Here is a 16882-nt window from a genome sequence, read left to right as displayed (position 1 = left end):
ATCCGCCTGACAGCGTCAGGCACCGGATCGTATCAATACACAAGAAAATAATTGTCCAATAAACAGGACAGAAGAAAAATAAAAGAAACATCCTGACAGGCACCGGAGAAAACATCCGGTGGCTGCAAGGAGAGAATGCAGGAGGAAAAAAGAAATGGAACAGAGAATTAAAGGAACAACTGGTTTACTCGCGCTGATCGGAAGTCCGGTAGGACACTCCGGATCACCGGCTATGTACAACTTCAGCTTCCAGTACCATAACCTGGACTATGCTTACATGGCATTCGATATCAAAGAGGATCAGGTTCCGGCAGCTCTTGATGCAATGCGCCTTTTCAAAATGAGAGGATGCAACGTAACCATGCCTTGCAAGAACAAAGTAGCTCAGTGTGTAGACGAGCTTTCACCGGCAGCAAAGATCATCGGCGCTGTAAACACCATTGTGAATGAGGATGGAAAACTTGTAGGACATATCACAGACGGTATCGGATTTGTCCGCAACTTAAAAGAGCACGGCGTTGACGTAAAAGGCAAAAAGATGGTAGTCTTAGGAGCAGGCGGAGCAGCTACAGCTCTTACTGTACAGTGTGCCCTTGACGGAGCAGCATCCATCGCGATCTTCAATCCGGATGACCCGTTCCTTGAAAGAGCAAAAGGAACAGCAGAGAAGCTTGCAAAAGAAGTACCGGACTGCAAAGTAAGCGTATACTGCCTGGACGATCAGGACAAACTGAGAGAAGAGATCGCAAACGCAGACATTCTTGCAAACGGAACACTTGCAGGAATGAAACCACACGATGACCTTACTCTGGTTGACAAATCCATGTTCCACAAAGATCTTGTCGTTGCTGACTGCGTATACAATCCTGCAGAGACAAGAATGGTAAAAGAGGCAAAAGAAGCAGGCGTAAAACTTGCAGTAGGCGGAAAAGGAATGCTTCTGTGGCAGGGCGCTGAGTCCTATAAACTGTACACAGGACTTGAGATGCCTACAGATGAGTACCAGAAATTCCAGGCTGAGAACGAAGGGAAATAAGAATCATGAGCCAGACAGGTAAGAAAAATTTGGTAATTACTTCTATCGCGCTGTATTTTACATATTTCATTCACGGAATCGGAGCTTCCATCATGGGCCAGTACAAGCCGGAGCTTGCGGCTCACTGGGGAGCAAAGGCTTTAAGTGACGGAACTATGGATGTCAGCATGGTAGTATCCGTAATCGCTGCACTGGGACTTGGAAGACTGATCTCCCTTCCGTTTTCCGGTCCCCTGTCCGACAAATTCGGACGCAGATTAAGTGGAATCATTGGTGTGATCTGCTATGCAGCATACTTTATGGGAATCGCATTTGCTCCGTCTATGGGCGTTGCCTATGCCTTTGCCATTGTAGGTGGTATCGCAAACTCTTTCCTGGATACCTGTGTAAGCCCTACATGCATGGAAATCTATGTAAACAATCCTTCTGTGGCGAACCTGTTTACAAAATTCTCCATGTGTATCAGTCAGTTCCTGCTTCCGTTCCTCATCGGATTCGTAGCAGCGGCTAATATGTCCTACAGAACCATCTTTATCGTTGCAGGTGCTGCAATCTTCATCGATGGAATCCTGATCCTGTTCCTGCCATTCCCGGACAGAAATACAACAGGTGCAGAAAAGAAAGAGAAAACAAAGTTAAAGATCACTCCTGCGGCAATTGCAGCGATCCTCATTGGATTTACAAGTTCTTCCACATTCATGCTGTGGCTGAACTGTAACCAGGAGCTTGGAAAACTTTATAATTTAAGTGATCCTTCCAAGATCCAGTCCTTCTATGCAGTTGGAACTTTTGCAGCGATCCTGTGTTCCTCTGTATTTATCAAAAAAGGACTGAAAGAGATCAATATCCTGATCATCTATCCGCTGATTTCCTTTATCATGCTGGGACTGTGCTATTTTATCCAGAACCCGACTATCTGCCTCATCGGTGGATTTGTCATCGGTTTCGCGGGCGCAGGCGGTGTATTGCAGCTGGCAGTTTCCACAACCGCTGAATTCTTCCCGGAGAACAAGGGAACTGCAACATCCATGGTTATGATCGCATCCAGCGTTGCAAACTATACCATCCTGACACTGGCAGGTTACATTACAAAGACTGCCGGAACCAGCGCTCCGAGAATGATCCTGCTTCTTAACATGGCAGTGACATTCATTGGAATCCTTCTTGCACTGTTTGTCAAGATGAACCGTGGAAAAGAAGCCTGAGACAGGGTGGAAATAAGTGAATGATCAGTTACGGTTCGCAGGTCACGGAGTGAACCGTAACAATCATTGTATGGATTCGGACGAAGATGACGGAATCTGTACAAAATAAAGTTCCAATTCGGGAACAATTCCCGGATTGGACTTTGATGTTTCTGGAAATGTTTGTTAATTAACAAACTTCCAGAACAAAAGATACTATATATGTATTATCAAAAAAACTGACAAAGGAGAATCGTTATGGCGCGTGCAGCAAGACAGAGAAGAGAAAACGAACTGCCCTACATTCCGTTTGGGCCATTTCAGGTTCGTCTTCCCTTTATTCATTACAAACTTGAGTCCGTAGAATTTATCCAGGGCCTGATCCTTGGCGTTACGGCACTTGCGGCTGTCCCTTATCTGGAACAGTATCTGGGACTGCCTTATGAGCTGGCATGGAGCTGTGTCATCATAGAGACCATGCTGTATATGCTACACAGTTTACTTGGCGATCCGGTAGTTCCCGGATGGATCACGCCGACCCTTCCGCTGACTATCGTATTTCTGGAAGGCTTTCCCCTGGGAAAAGAGCGTATCCAGGCAATGATCGCCCTGCAGATGCTGGTTGGTCTTGTGTTCATATTTATGGGCGTTACCAAACTTGCGGATAAATTTGTCCATGCTGTACCGGATTCCGTCAAGGGTGGAATCCTTCTTGCAGCGCCGGTTACGGTTATGGCAGGTCAGCTGGGAGAGGGCGGCAATATGCACAAATATCCCTTGGCGATCGTCGCAGGTGTTGGCCTTCTGATCCTGATCAGTTTTTCGGATAAATACCAGGAGAAGAGAAAGAACAATAAATTTCTGGATCTTGTTGCCCGCTATGGAAACCTTTTCCCGTATCTGATCGCCATGGTAGTTGGCCTTCTTGTGGGGGAGCTGGACAAACCGGGATTAGAGATTGGAACTTTTATCAAGATCCCGCAGTTTAAAGAGATCATCTCACAGGTAAGTATTTTCGGTGTGGGAATCCCGCCGCTTTCCATGTTTATCAAAGCGCTTCCTCTGGCACTTGTATGCTATGTTATCGCATTTGGTGATTTTGTTACCACAGAAACCCTGGTTACTGAGGCACGTCAGTCCAGAGATGATGAGTACATTGATTTCAATTCCAGCCGTTCCAACCTGGTCAGCGGACTTCGAAATCTGATTCTTTCCATCATCGCACCGTTCCCGCCCCTTTCCGGTCCGTTATGGGTTGGCATGACCGTATCTGTCTCCATCCGTTACAAAGAAGGAAAGAAAGCCATGAAGTCTCTTCTTGGCGGTATGGCGTCCTTCCGTATTGCAACTTTCTTAAGTGTGCTGATCATTCCAGTTGTAAGTTTCTTCCGCCCGATCTTCGGAGTTGGTTCTTCCATCACTCTGATGTTCCAGGCCTTTGTCTGTGCAAGGATCGGTATGGATTACTGTAAGACAGACCGTGACAAGATGATCGCAGGTGTTATGGCTGCTGTCCTTGCAACCCAGGGAACTGCATGGGCATCTGCATGGGCTCTGGCTGTTGGTTTCGGACTGAATATCTTCCTTTCCAACTGGGACCCAAGGAAAAAATCACAGGAAAATGTCATTGAGGAAAAAACTGAGAAATAATAAGTAAAGCGATAAAAGAAAATAGGAACTGCACTGGATGGGTCAGCGCAGTTCCTATTTTTGTCATGAGATTTGTTTTTGTTACAAAATAGATTTGCTATTATGGGATTAAAGCGGATAAAATCATCCGCATTTGCTATTTGGTTAAATTTGTTACATTAATTGGGATTAAAATTGGTCTATAATTCACGTTCTTTCTTAAACGAAGCCGTAGATCCTTTCAATGGGAGGTTACAGGATCACAGGCTTTTGTGGATAATGTCAAGAACCTGTTCAAGCTCGTTGACATTGATCTGCCCCGGTGCGGAAGCTTTTGTAGCGGCACCGAAGGTAAGGGCGGAACCAAAGGTTTCGCCAGTGAGACGGCTGACAACACCGGTTCCTGCCATGGACATGGTAATGATCGGGCGGTCGGCGAACTGCTCGGACATTTCCAGTGTTGCACTTAAAAGGGTAAGTACGTCCTGTTTGCTCTTAGGCATAACAGCCATCTTCGGGATATCTGCGCCATAATCCTGCATCATGCGGAGACGGCGCACGATCTCATCTTTCTCAGGAGTTGCATCAAAATCATGGTTGGAAGCGATGACTTTTACGCCATAGCTGTGAGCTTCCTGGATCATGCTTTTTACGATCTCTTCGCCTGTGAAGGCTTCTACATCAATGAAATCTACATAGCCACTTTTTGCAACAGCCATGTTGAGGGCTTTGTAATCTTCGCTGGAGATTGCTTTTTCTCCGCCTTCCTTTGCAGTACGGAAGGTAAAGAGGATCGGAGTGTCCTTTAAAACGGTCTGGAGATCTTTTGCCACATCAAGAACTTTGTCTGTGTCAAAAACATTCTCGAACCAGTCCACACGCCATTCTACAACATCCACCGGGATTCTTTCGAAGGTTCCTGCTTCAAGAAGGATATCCTCCTTTGTCTGTCCAACGATCGGGACACAGATCTTCGGTCTGCCCTCTCCGATTGTGATATTTCTTACCTGAACTGTTTTCATAATGGTCCTTTCCGATACGGATGGGATTTTATCAGTCATCGTATCTGATATTAAGAATCTCTTTCATATGCTCGATCGGCATCGGCTCGCCGGTCCACAGTTCAAATGCAGCGGAGCCCTGGAAAAGCATCATGCCAAGGCCGTTCATTGTCTTGCAGCCAACTTCCTTTGCCATGGAACGCATAGTGGTTTCAAGAGGGGAGTATGGTACGTCAACAACGATAAGCTCCGGACGGAAGTAAGATTTATCCGGGACAACGGACTGGCCTTCCAGCGGTTTCATTCCAACGCCTGTGGCATTTACAAAAATATAACTGTCAGCCATTTCTTTTTTCAGCTGGTCAAGGTCGGAGAGATCATAGAGAACTGCGTGGCTGGATGTTCTTGTGTTGATCTTTTCAACAGTAGATACGGCACGGTCCCAGAACTCATCCTTACGGTTAAAGATCACGATCTCGCCTACACCGTCAAGTGCAGCCTGGATCTCAATAGCAGTAGCAGCACCGCCTGCGCCTACGATGGTCATTTTCTTTCCGATGGCGTCAATGTTGTTGTCTTTCAGTGCTGCCATAAATCCGATGCCATCTGTGATGTGGCCTGTAAGATGGCCGTGATCATTGACGATGGTGTTTACAGCACCGCACATTTCTGCTGCCGGTGAAAGCTCGTCAAGGTACTGGCCTACCAGAGTCTTGTTCGGCATGGAAACGTTGGAACCTCTCATTTTCAGAGTACGGATGGCTTTTACAGCATCCTCGATCTCATCTGCGCCAACTTCAAATGCAAGGTATGCATAGTCATAGCCAAGCTTTGCAAAAGCTTCGTTCTGCATGGCAGGAGAGCTGGAGTGACGGATCGGATAAGCCATAAGACCGATGAGCTCTGTGTGTCCTGTGATTCTTTCTGACATGGTAATAACTCCTCTCATTGGTAAAAATCTTGGGTAACTTTTTTAAAACCTCCCGCCACATCAGTCTGAAGAAGTTGCGGATGTTCTTCGGACGGCTGCAGCGGGAGGAAGACGTGGAAAATCTATAGACACTCCGTGGAGCGGACTTTATAACATATGAAAATGCCCGTCAGGAGGTTATAGCGATGATATTAAAGGTATCCTCTCTCCTCGAGAATGGTAAGGATGTTACGTCCTTCCTGGGTACCGTCAATGATTCTTCTTGCTCTCTGGCTGTCGCCGATGTTCATGATCTCAACATCCTCAGAAGAAAATTCTTCTGCAAGGCTCTGGTAAAGCTGTCCCTGGGCTCTCATTCCGAGACATACGAAACCGTATTCAAATGGAAGCTCATAAGGCTCGCCGTCACCTTTTACAAGGAAGGAAGAATCCTTAACCTCAAGGAGAGCAGTTTTTGTAAGCTGATGTACATTGTGTTTTTTCATCATGGCCTTTGTGTCGTTCTTGCTTACCGGATCAAGGTCACGTCCGATCTGATCCATCATCTCAACGATAGAGATGTCTGCATTTCTGTCTGCGAAGAATTCCACAACATCAAGACCTACAGCACCGCCGCCTACGACAACGACTTTTTTGCCTTCCAGATCCTTTGGAAAATCATTAATGTGGTTGATCATACCAAGAATAGAATAAATATTATAGTCCTCGTTGTCAATACGATCCTTCAGTCCTGCGATCGGAGGCAGAAGAGGAGCGGAACCGGTGGAACTTACGATGATATTCGGATGGAACTTGCGAATGTTCTCCGGTGTTCCTTCTGTATTTGTGAAGATATAAAGGTTCTCAAGCTGCTCTGCGCGGTGCATGAGATAGTGCGGGAAATCAGCCAGACGGTTCTTTGCAGGGATTTTTGAGATCAGAGATGCAAGTCCGCCAAGCTCGCTGCCTTTTTCCAGAAGGAAGGTGTTGCAGCCAACCTCTGCGGCTGTGCAGGCAGCTTCCAGTCCGGCAGTACCACCGCCGATAACAACCACGTTGCAGTTTTTGTTTACATGCAGTTTCTTATATACATCGCCCTCAAGAACAGACGGGTTTACGGTACAGCGGATCGGACGGTTTACACCGATACGGTTTCCGGCGCATCCAACGTTACAGGAGATACATTTGCGGAGATCGCACTCATGCCCTGTGGCAACTTTGTTTACCCATGCAGGATCAGCGATAAGGCCGCGTCCCATACCGATAAGATCTGCGTCGCCGTCAGCGAGGATTCTCTCGGCAACTTTCGGGTCACGGATGTTACCCATGGAAATACACGGTTTGTTGAATTTTTCTTTTACAGCTTTTGCCATGTAGGAACGCCATCCATCCGGAAGATAGTTTGCGTCGATCTGGTACTGGATGGAACCGTTGAGACCGCAGGAAACGTCGAAGATATCAACTTCTTCCTGAAGGTAATCCAGATATTCCAGAGTATCATCAAGTGTGTTTCCACCTTCCATCAGCTCATCTGCACTGAGACGGAGCATGATCGGAAAGAATGGTCCGACCTGTTTTCTTACCTCGTCGATGACCATGCGGCAGAAACGGGTACGGTTCTCAACAGATCCGCCGAACTCGTCGGTACGCTTGTTTGTGATCGGGGAAAGGAACTGGCTGATCAGGTAGGAATGTCCTGCGTGGATCTCTACTGCGTCAAAACCGGCTGTCTGTGCACGTTTTGCAGCCTCGCCGTATTTCTTTACAATGTGAAGGATCTCTTCTCTGGAAAGAGGACGCGGGATCTCGCCGCCTTCTTTTGACGGAACATCAGATGCGGAAACCGGCTGCATGTTGATCCTGGAAGAAATTGCGGAAGCTCCTGCATGGTTGATCTGGATCGCGATCTTTGTTCCATATCTGTGGATGTTCTCACAGAATTTGAAAAGACGTGGAAGATAGTTGTCATGATCGATACGAAGCTGGGTAGTACCGTTGGAACCCTGCGGGGAATCGATGCTTGCGTTCTCTACGATAATGAGGCCTGTGCCACCCTTTGCACGCTGCTCATAGTAGTTGATATGAAGAAAACTCATTTCGCCGTTCTGCTCACCGTAGTTGGTACCCATCGGCATCATAACAATACGGTTCTTAATAGTCATATTTTTAACGGTTAAAGGGGAAAAAATATGCGGATAATCATTCTTCATCTGGAAAAACCTCCCTGGTTATTTTTTAATAGAATCGTTTGTTTGTGTTAATTATATAACAAAAATATCTATAAAACTAATTCATAATACCAGTAATATAATAAAAATAATCTATAGATTTTTAGCGGATGGAAAGTGACTGGAAAATAGTGCAGGATTCCAGGGTTTACATACAGGACTTTAGCGTGTTATCATAACAAATAAAAAAGATACAGAATGCGGGGAGACGGGGCAGATATCCGTAATTTATATTTGCTGCTGCAGGTGGTTAAATATAAGATCGTATTACCGTGTACTGTATAAAGACAGGAGATAGAAAAATGGAATTCTGGGATATTTACGATGCAGATAAGAAACCGACGGGACGTACCATGAAACGGAATGACTGGTGTCTGAAAGATGGAGAATATCATCTGACAGTCCTTGGCGTGGTTGCAAGGCCGGATAAAACCTTTCTGATCACCAAACGTGTGATGACAAAAGCCTGGGCTCCGGGCTGGTGGGAAGTTTCCGGTGGCGCTGCCCAGGCAGGTGAGGGATCCAGGGAGGCAGTGCTCCGTGAAGTAAAAGAAGAGACAGGACTGGATGTAAGAGAGGCAGAGGGAGGATATCTTTTTACCTATAAAAGAGAGAATCCTGGTGAGGGAGATAATTATTTTGTGGATGTGTACCGTTTTGTGATGGATGTGCAGGATAAGGATCTGGAACTTCAGACTGAAGAAACAGACGGATATATGTTTGCAACTCTGGATCAGATCAGGGCGTTTGCGGCTGAGGGAAAATTCCTGCATTATGACAGCATTAAGAGGGCATTTGAGTTCTGAGAGAAGCTGAGTATGATGAACTTAAGCTGTGTCTGGGTCCTGCTGAAAGTTGCTTACTGTTTGTGTGAGAGCAAAACGATGATCGTGGCAATGGGAAATATAAGAATTTCTGACTGATTTTCTATACAGATATAAAACAAGTGTTGTTTTCTGTGGATTTTTATTTTTAAAAACGTTGTTTTCTGCCTTGTTTTAGAAGAATTGTATTGACATTAAAATGGATAAATAGTAAAATTTATCGTAGGGAAATTGTAAGCCGGATGAACAAAATCCGGCTTATCGAATATTAAATCGATTGAAAAAACTATGGTATTGATTTTGACAATGCCATATTACGAAATTTTTGAAAGCGAGGAATCATCATGGCAGATGAACATAAAGACCAGATCAGAATCGTACAGGAGACCGTAGCCGGTAAGGAGATCACATTTGCCCATATCATGGGTGGTCCGGCACCGATCATATATCAGAAGCTTGGACTGAATCCACAGGTGGACTATGGATCATCTGCGATCGGAATCATGAATATGACACCTTCCGAGTCTGCTGTGATCGCATCCGATATCGCAGTGAAGAGTGGTAATGTATATCTTGGTTTTGCAGACCGTTTTACAGGAACTCTGATCATAACGGGAGAGATTTCCGATGTGCAGACAGCAATGGAAGAAATCGTGGACTATTTCCGTGATACCCTGGGATATGTGGTTTGCAAGATCACCAAGAGATAAGGAAGTGCACCATGGAAGAAAGGATAACGAAGGAAGAACTGCTGGAGCGGCTGTTTCATGATGATTATGAGAACCTTAAGGGAAAAAGACTTCGACTGACCCGGGTGCGTGTACCTGGAAAAGAGCTTTCTTTTGCACATGTTTTTACACCAAGTGATAAATCTGTCTATGAGAATCTTGCGTTACATATCGGTGTTCATGAAGGCGAGGACCATAGAGGAGATGCGATCGGTATGGTCAGAGTCACACCCTGGGAGGCGATCGTAGTTGCGGCAGATGTTGCAGTGAAGGCAGCTCACGTGGAAGTAGGATTTATGGATCGTTTCTGTGGAACGCTGATTCTGACAGGCGGTTTTACGGAAGTGATGACAGCTGTGGAAGAAGTGGTGCGTTTTTTCCATGAGACATTGAAGTTTGATGTCTGTGAGATCCACAGAAGCTGAGGCAGGACGGGATAATAAATGAAAAAAATTTTTCTGATGGGTCGAAGTGAAGCCGGCAAGACATCCCTGACACAGGCACTTAAAGGGGAAGAACTTCATTATCATAAAACCCAGTATACCAACACAAATGAAGATACCATTGATTCACCGGGAGAATATGCGGAGTCCAAGCATTTCAGCGTGGGGCTAGCCTGTTTCTCTTTTGAGGCAGATGTGATCGCCATTGTACAGGCGGCTAATGAGCCATTTAACCTGTTCAGTGACGGAAGCAGGAATTTCCTTCTCCGCCCGCTGATCGGGATCATCACCAAGGTGGATTCTCCCCATGCAAATATCCCCATGGTCAGACAGTGGATGGAGAACATGGGCTGTGAGAGAATCTTCATGGTAAACAATAAAACAAGAGAAGGAATCAGTGAGCTGATGGATTATCTGAAAGATGATCTTCCAAAGCTTACACTGGAACAGGCGAAATTCAAGCAGAGTCTTGGACTGAATGAATGGGATCCCATGCCGGAGGGAGTGGAATATCCGGAATCGATACGGTAAGGTTGGGACATGACATTAACCGGATCAAGCAGTTATTCGGTTATGAGCAAGTAACGAATGCGGATGATTTTATCCGCTTGACTTACAGATAATTAAGAAATTAAATGCAGAACATGGCTGGATGGATGTTCTGCATTTTTTTGTAATAAGTCTCCACCAGCGGATGATTGTTTTTCACAATCCTGCAGGGGACTTCCCTGATTCGGTTAATTAATACATTGAATAACAAAAAGAGAATGCCTGATATAAGATTTTTTCTATAATGGGAAATTACAAAGAAAGAAGGTATATATATTATGAGAGAAGTAAAAGCAGTGACCATCACAAAAGAGGAATTCGCGCCATACGGAACATTTTATGACATGACTCATCCCGACGGATATCCACTTCAGGGCGAGATCCACAAATTCTATCCGGACCGCATTTCCGGAACAGCCATGGGCAGCATAGCATTTTCACCCATCGAAGTAAAAAAGGACGATCGGATCGTAAAATGTGCAGAGTATCACACAACCACCTGGGAAGGTATCGTAGCGCTGGACGACGATATGATCATCCACGTAGCCCCTGCATCCGCCGGAACCCCTGTCCCACAGCTCGCAAAAGCATTCCTCGTACCAAAAGGTTCCATGGTAAAGATCAACGCTGCAATCTGGCACTTATGCCCTCTGCCGGCAAACAATGAAGTACTCCACGCCATGATCATTTTGCCGGAATGCACTTGTGCAAACGACTGTACAGTGGTGGAGTTTGAGGAGAAGGACTGGTTTAAGATCGTGACAGACTGAGGGAATTTTATGAGTGAAACTGAAGAAATCATGTCTGCATGCAGTCTCTGTCCAAGAGACTGTCATGTAGACAGAAATGCCGGTAAAAAAGGATTCTGCGGGGAAGATAAAACGGTTTATCTTGCGAGAGCGGCACTTCATATGTGGGAAGAACCTTGTATTTCCGGAAAGAAAGGATCCGGGGCAGTGTTTTTTTCCGGTTGCGGACTGAGGTGCTGCTTCTGTCAGAACCATGATATTGCCATTGGAAGCAGAGGATTGGCGGTAACGGTAGAGCGTTTAAGTGAAATTTTTCTGGAATTGCAAGAAAAAGGTGCCGCCAATATCAATCTGGTGACGGGAGCACATTATGTTCCACAGATTGTTCAGGCGCTGGATCAGGCCCGTATGGAAGGAATGGATCTTCCGGTTGTATATAATTCCAGCGGTTACGAAAAGACTGAAACACTGAAAATGCTGGAAGGGTATGTAGATATTTATCTTCCGGATATGAAGTATATGGAAACAGATCTGGCAGAAAAATATTCTCATGCGGCAGACTATCCGGATATTGCAAAGGCAGCTGTTGCGGAAATGGTGAGACAGACAGGTCCATGTGAATTCGGAGCAGATGGTTATATCCGAAGGGGAACGATCGTCCGGCACCTGATCCTGCCGGGACATACCAGAAATTCAAGGGAAGTTCTGAACTACCTTCATGAAACTTATGGAGAAAATATTTATATCAGCATCATGAACCAGTATACACCAGTAAGAAAATTTGAAAAGTTTAAAGAGCTGAACAGAAAAGTAACAAAGCGGGAATATGAAAAAGTTCTGGATGCTGCGGTAGATATGGGAATTCAAAATGGATTTATCCAGGAGGGGGAAACTGCTTCCGAAAGTTTCATTCCGGAATTCGATTATGAAGGGGTGAAAAAAAATACCCCATAAATGGAAGGAGGCCGGTACTTTCGTACCGGCGCGTATGAAAAAGAAAAATATTATAGAAAGCTCATCGCCTTCTATGGCTAATAATATACAGGAAAAATGTGAAGAAAGTGTGACTAAGATTTGAAATAAATGTGAAAAAATGCGATTTATGACGCAAATATGACAAAATATGCTTGCAGTGAAATGGATATGAGTAAAAAGTGAAAGAGATCCGCGAATGTCCGATCGAGGGCGGCGGGAAACAAAAACCGGAGAAATGGGAAAACCCATGTTTCTCCGGTTATATTTTTTATCAGAATTTTTTCCAGGTTTCCCGAAGGAAAAGAATCAGAATCGGGAACAGCTCCAGTCGTCCGGCAAGCATGTCAAAAGAGAGAACCAGTTTGGACAGGGGAGAAAAGATTCCGAAGTTTCCGGTAGGGCCGATCAGGGAAAGACCGGGGCCTACATTGTTCAGTGTAGTTGCTACAGCAGTGAAGTTTGTCACGAGGTCAAATTCGTCAAAACTGATGAGAAAAATAGATACGGCCATCAGCATAAGGTAAACAATCATATAAATATTGGTGGCACGCATTACTTCGTGTGATACCGCTTTTCCGTCCATTTTGATCTTTTTTACCGCATTGGGATGCAGATAAAGATGCAGTTCCTTGCGGACGGATTTTGCAAGAAGCAGAAGACGGGAAATCTTGATTCCGCCGCCTGTACTGCCGGCACAGGCACCACAGAAGGTAAGCAGTACCAGGATCGTCCTGGATACCGCAGGCCACTGGTTAAAATCCGTAGTGGCATAACCGGTGGTGGTGATAATAGAACCAACCTGGAAAAATGCCTGCTGAAGTGCTTCCCACACATTGTCAAACAGATGCCGGACGTTGAAAGTGATCATCAGGGCAGAAGCGATGATCACAAAGAAATAGCAGCGGACCTCTTCAGATTTCAATGCCTGAGAAAACTTCCTGGTGAGAAGAAGAAAATAGACATTGAAGTTTACGCCAAACAGGATCATAAAGATAGTGATGACGATCTGAATATATAAGCTGTAACTTCCCATACTGTCGGATTTGATTCCGAACCCACCGGTTCCGGCAGTTCCAAATGCTGCACAGAGACTGTCGTAAAGAGGCATCCCCCCAAGAAGCAGGAGGATGATCAGTGCAACAGTGAGTGCAATGTAGATCTTGTACAGGATCTTGGCAGTTGACTGGACTTTTGGAAGAAGCTTTCCTACGGAAGGACCGGGGCTTTCTGCCTTCATAAGGTTCATATGATAGCCACCTGCAAGCGGAAGCAGTGTCAGGATAAATACCAGAACACCCATACCACCGATCCAGTGGGAAAAACATCTCCAGATATTGATGCTGTAAGGCATCTGTGATGGATCGGAGAGAATACTGGAACCGGTTGTAGTGAAACCGGAAACAATCTCAAAAAAAGCATCAATGGGATTCGGGATAGCCCCGCTGAGCACAAACGGCACAGCACCGACAATACTGAGGACGATCCAGCTTAAAGCAGTAGTCACAAGGCCTTCACGGGCGTAAAACGCTTTCTTGGACGGTTTGCGGCTGACCAGTGGAACACCGATCGCCAGGCATGCCAGAATTGTGATCACAAAGGCGATTCCGGCTTTTTCACGGTAGATAAGGGCTGTGATACTGGGAACCAACATGCAGACTGCTTCCACGTTCATGATCCATCCCAGGATATAAACAATAATTGAATAATTCATTTTTCAGTACCTCTATTTTGCAAGTATGTCTGTGATGTCACGGAGGCCTTTGTGAGTGGTTACAATGATGACCGTGTCGCCTACCTGAATGGTATCCTGACCACGGGGAATGCGGATGCGGCCGTTGCGGTTCAGGCATCCCACCAGAAGGTTCTTCCGGAGATTCAGTTCTGCAAGAGGAATGTCCGTTACGGCAGATTCCTCGCGGATGGCAAATTCCAGTGCTTCTGCATTGTTGTCCAGAATGTGATAAAGCGTTTCCACATTGCTTCCGATACTGTTCTGGGTGGCACGGACATACTGCAGAATGTAGTCGGCGGTAATATTCTTCGGATAGATGACGCTTCCGATATCCAGAGAGTCAATGACATCATCGAATTCCAGACGGTTGACTTTGGCAACCAGCTTGGCATCGGAAATACTCTTTGCAAAGAGTGCAAGGAAAACATTCTCCTCATCCAGATTGGTCAGGGTGACAAAGGATTCAGATTCTGTCAGTCCCTCTTCAAGAAGGAGAGAACGATTTGTTCCGTCACCATTGATGATAGTTGCGTCTGGAAGCAGTTCGCTTAAGTGTTCGCAGCGGTCTTTGTTCTGCTCGATAATCTTGACACCGATCTTCATATCAAGAAGTGCGTGTGCAAGATAGTAGGAAATGGTTCCACCACCTACAATGATACAGTTTTTGACCTGATTGGTCTTGAGACCGATCTTACGGAAAAATGCCGCTGCATTAAGCGGAGAGGCCAGAATGGAAACCATATCTCCGTCGTGTATAATGTGATCACCACCAGGAATGGATACATTGTCACGGCTTTCAATCGCGCAGACCAGAATATCACTTCGGAAAGCATCTGAGATCTGGGAAACGCTCATTCCGTCCAGCTTGAATTCCGGGAGAACTTTAAACTTGAGAAGTTCTACACGGCCACGAGCAAAGGTGTCAATCTTGATCGCAGATGGAAAACGGAGAAGCCGTGAAATTTCCTGGGCAGCGGCAAGCTCCGGATTAATGATCATGGTAACACCAAGACGTTCTTTGATGAAGCCGATTTCTTTTTCATAAATGGGGTTACGGACGCGGGCGATAGTCTGGCAGTGGTTGGCCTTCTGCGCGATCAGACAGCAGAGAAGGTTCAGCTCGTCAGAAGCGGTAACTGCGATCAGGATATCTGCAGTATCAACACCTGCCTCCATTAAAGTATTGATGCTGGCACCGTTACCGACGATTCCCATAGCGTCGATATTTTCGCAGAGATCATTGATCTTGTCGGCGATAACGTCGACAAGAGTGATATCAATATCCTCTGCCTGAAGCTGCTCTGCAAGATTTCTACCGACTTTTCCGCAGCCTACAATAATTACCTGCATAATTTCCTCCTTCAATAGCCGGTCAGGGCTACAAATCATAAGTAAAAGCGCCCATCCGTGTAAAGATAGGCAAGGATATTATAGCATTGTATATCTGATTTTTAAACAGTAATATTTTCCTGTATATATAGAAAAAAATGGTAGAAAGATAGATATATGTGAAGGAAAGTGGACATTACGGTTTTCACAAGTTTAAAAAACTGTCATAAAATATAGCGTGATCATGAATGAAAGGATTTCGCTTATGGACCGATTTCAGATGAATCGTTCGGGCTGCCGGCCATATCAGTATACCTGTGGGATGAATGGCGGGATGGCAGCCCGGAACGATTGTTCATCTTCAGATATGGCAAATCACGGCAGCCAGAACGGGAACCATTGCAACAGCATGAAGAAAAATATGCCGAAGGAAACCTGTGGATGCAAAATGCCGGGAACCGGAAACAGCGCTGACCAGGAGATGTATTCGCATCTTAAACATCTGGTTCCGGCAATGGCTTATGTGCCATGCCAGGAATTTGCGCCTACGTTTGAGCTGAAAAAAGCGCTTCAGGTTGGAACAATCTTTCCTGAGCTTTGCAAGCCGTTCTGCGGCAGGAGAGGAGGCCGTAGATGATGTCCGGAAACTGTACTTCAAAAAAAGAACTGTTACAGTCCATTGATCAGGTAAGTTTTGCTATTGATGATCTTCTTCTTTTCCTGGATACACATCCAGGGGAAAAACGGGCGCTGGAGTATTTCAGCGAACTTTCTGCCAGAAGAAATGAACTTCTGGAAAAATATGCAAAACTTTATGGTCCGTTGACCATCGATACCGGAAACGACAGCAATCTTAACTCCTGGCAGTGGATGGAGCAGCCGTTTCCGTGGGAACAGGAAGGAGGGTGCAGATAGTTATGTGGAATTATGAAAAAAGACTCCAGTATCCTGTAAATATCAAAACGCCCAATGCAAAACTGGCACAGTTCATCTCTAGCCAGTACGGCGGTCCCGATGGCGAAATAGGCGCTTCCATGAGGTATCTTTCCCAGAGATTTACTGCGCCGAACCGGATGGTCGCGGCGGTGCTGAATGATGTGGGAACGGAAGAATTAGCTCATTTGGAAATTGTATCCACCATTGTCCATCAGCTGACAAAGGATCTTTCTATGGAAGAAATCGAGAACAGCGGACTTGGGCCGTATTATATTGACCACACGGTGGGAATCTGGCCGCAGGCTGCAGGTGGAGTGCCCTTTAATGCCTGCGAATTCCAGAGTAAGGGTGATCCGATCACGGATCTGTTTGAAGATCTGGCAGCAGAACAGAAGGCACGCTCCACCTACGATAATATCCTCCGGGTGGTGAAAAATATCCCGGAGGTTGCAGATCCCATCCGTTTCCTTCGGGCAAGAGAGGTAGTCCATTTCCAGCGTTTCGGTGAAGCACTGAGATCCGTGCAGGAGCAGCTGGATGCCAAAAATTTCTATGCCTTTAACCCGAGCTTTGATGCTCCGTGCAAAGCCTCCTGTGAAGAGTGATGGATCAGAGAAAAAATCTGTCTG

The 16882-nt window shown here is 45.7% G+C and carries 17 protein-coding genes; 12 read left to right on the top strand and 5 right to left on the bottom strand.

The window, feature by feature from the left end; translation table 11 throughout:
• Positions 1-154 precede the first annotated feature (154 nt).
• From aroE to AC04Q6_RS17005, 3 genes are all read left to right on the top strand, one after another.
• A complete protein-coding gene (aroE, locus tag AC04Q6_RS17015) occupies positions 155-1036 on the top strand; it encodes a shikimate dehydrogenase (protein ID WP_021977232.1) in 882 nt (293 codons plus the stop codon).
• A 5-nt stretch (positions 1037-1041) separates the two neighbouring features.
• Positions 1042-2241, top strand: coding sequence for an MFS transporter (locus AC04Q6_RS17010; protein WP_118062140.1), 1200 nt, complete (start codon positions 1042-1044; stop codon positions 2239-2241).
• Positions 2242-2478: 237 nt separating this feature from the next.
• Positions 2479-3870 (top strand): SulP family inorganic anion transporter, encoded by a 1392-nt coding sequence (locus AC04Q6_RS17005; RefSeq protein ID WP_021977230.1) that lies wholly within the window; start codon positions 2479-2481, stop codon positions 3868-3870.
• A gap of 239 nt (positions 3871-4109) precedes the next feature.
• Here the strand turns inward: AC04Q6_RS17005 and aroD are convergent, their stop codons facing one another.
• From aroD to AC04Q6_RS16990, 3 genes are all read right to left on the bottom strand, one after another.
• Positions 4110-4871, bottom strand: a complete 762-nt coding sequence (aroD, locus tag AC04Q6_RS17000) for a type I 3-dehydroquinate dehydratase (protein ID WP_021977229.1) — start codon at positions 4869-4871, stop codon at positions 4110-4112.
• A 31-nt stretch (positions 4872-4902) separates the two neighbouring features.
• Positions 4903-5781 carry a shikimate dehydrogenase gene (locus AC04Q6_RS16995; RefSeq protein ID WP_021977228.1) on the bottom strand — a complete coding sequence of 293 codons (879 nt, stop codon included), beginning with the start codon at positions 5779-5781 and terminating at the stop codon, positions 4903-4905.
• A gap of 191 nt (positions 5782-5972) precedes the next feature.
• Positions 5973-7970 (bottom strand): oxidoreductase, encoded by a 1998-nt coding sequence (locus tag AC04Q6_RS16990; RefSeq protein WP_476389789.1) that lies wholly within the window; start codon positions 7968-7970, stop codon positions 5973-5975.
• Between the two features lie 320 nt (positions 7971-8290).
• On the opposite strand from AC04Q6_RS16990, the gene AC04Q6_RS16985 reads away from it, so the two are divergent.
• From AC04Q6_RS16985 to AC04Q6_RS16960, 6 genes are all read left to right on the top strand, one after another.
• On the top strand, positions 8291-8794 hold the full coding sequence (locus AC04Q6_RS16985; RefSeq protein WP_021977226.1) for an NUDIX hydrolase: 504 nt from the start codon (positions 8291-8293) through the stop codon (positions 8792-8794).
• Between the two features lie 362 nt (positions 8795-9156).
• Positions 9157-9522: a BMC domain-containing protein gene (locus AC04Q6_RS16980; protein WP_021977225.1), complete on the top strand. Its 366-nt coding sequence runs from the start codon at positions 9157-9159 to the stop codon at positions 9520-9522.
• 11 nt (positions 9523-9533) lie between these two features.
• Entirely contained in the window at positions 9534-9965 is a 432-nt protein-coding gene (locus AC04Q6_RS16975; RefSeq protein WP_021977224.1) for a BMC domain-containing protein, read from the top strand.
• Between the two features lie 18 nt (positions 9966-9983).
• Positions 9984-10514: a EutP/PduV family microcompartment system protein gene (locus AC04Q6_RS16970; protein ID WP_021977223.1), complete on the top strand. Its 531-nt coding sequence runs from the start codon at positions 9984-9986 to the stop codon at positions 10512-10514.
• Positions 10515-10810: 296 nt separating this feature from the next.
• Positions 10811-11302: an ureidoglycolate lyase gene (locus AC04Q6_RS16965; protein WP_118071055.1), complete on the top strand. Its 492-nt coding sequence runs from the start codon at positions 10811-10813 to the stop codon at positions 11300-11302.
• 9 nt (positions 11303-11311) lie between these two features.
• The gene (locus AC04Q6_RS16960) at positions 11312-12235 is read left to right on the top strand and encodes a radical SAM protein (RefSeq protein ID WP_021977221.1); all 924 of its coding nucleotides are present in this window, start codon (positions 11312-11314) and stop codon (positions 12233-12235) included.
• 292 nt (positions 12236-12527) lie between these two features.
• Here the strand turns inward: AC04Q6_RS16960 and AC04Q6_RS16955 are convergent, their stop codons facing one another.
• Together AC04Q6_RS16955 and trkA are read right to left on the bottom strand one after the other, a co-directional pair.
• Complete coding sequence (locus AC04Q6_RS16955) at positions 12528-13967, bottom strand: TrkH family potassium uptake protein (RefSeq protein WP_118062142.1); 1440 nt, start codon at positions 13965-13967, stop codon at positions 12528-12530.
• 12 nt (positions 13968-13979) lie between these two features.
• Positions 13980-15338, bottom strand: coding sequence for a Trk system potassium transporter TrkA (trkA, locus tag AC04Q6_RS16950; protein WP_118071054.1), 1359 nt, complete (start codon positions 15336-15338; stop codon positions 13980-13982).
• Between the two features lie 244 nt (positions 15339-15582).
• On the opposite strand from trkA, the gene AC04Q6_RS16945 reads away from it, so the two are divergent.
• Genes AC04Q6_RS16945 through AC04Q6_RS16935 form a run of 3 tightly spaced genes read left to right on the top strand, consistent with a single transcriptional unit; the run spans position 15583 to position 16858 of the window.
• Complete coding sequence (locus tag AC04Q6_RS16945) at positions 15583-15954, top strand: spore coat associated protein CotJA (protein WP_242996956.1); 372 nt, start codon at positions 15583-15585, stop codon at positions 15952-15954.
• On the top strand, positions 15954-16232 hold the full coding sequence (locus AC04Q6_RS16940; protein ID WP_118062144.1) for a spore coat protein CotJB: 279 nt from the start codon (positions 15954-15956) through the stop codon (positions 16230-16232). The genes AC04Q6_RS16945 and AC04Q6_RS16940 overlap by 1 nt, the downstream gene beginning before the upstream one ends.
• Before the next feature lie 2 nt (positions 16233-16234).
• Positions 16235-16858 (top strand): manganese catalase family protein, encoded by a 624-nt coding sequence (locus AC04Q6_RS16935; protein ID WP_015527157.1) that lies wholly within the window; start codon positions 16235-16237, stop codon positions 16856-16858.
• Positions 16859-16882: the final 24 nt, after the last annotated feature.

The sequence above is a fragment of the Blautia sp. HA9023 genome, assembly GCF_056504095.1.
The sequence above is the reverse complement of the archived record's forward strand: the minus strand, read 5'-3'. Positions and strand labels throughout refer to the sequence as shown.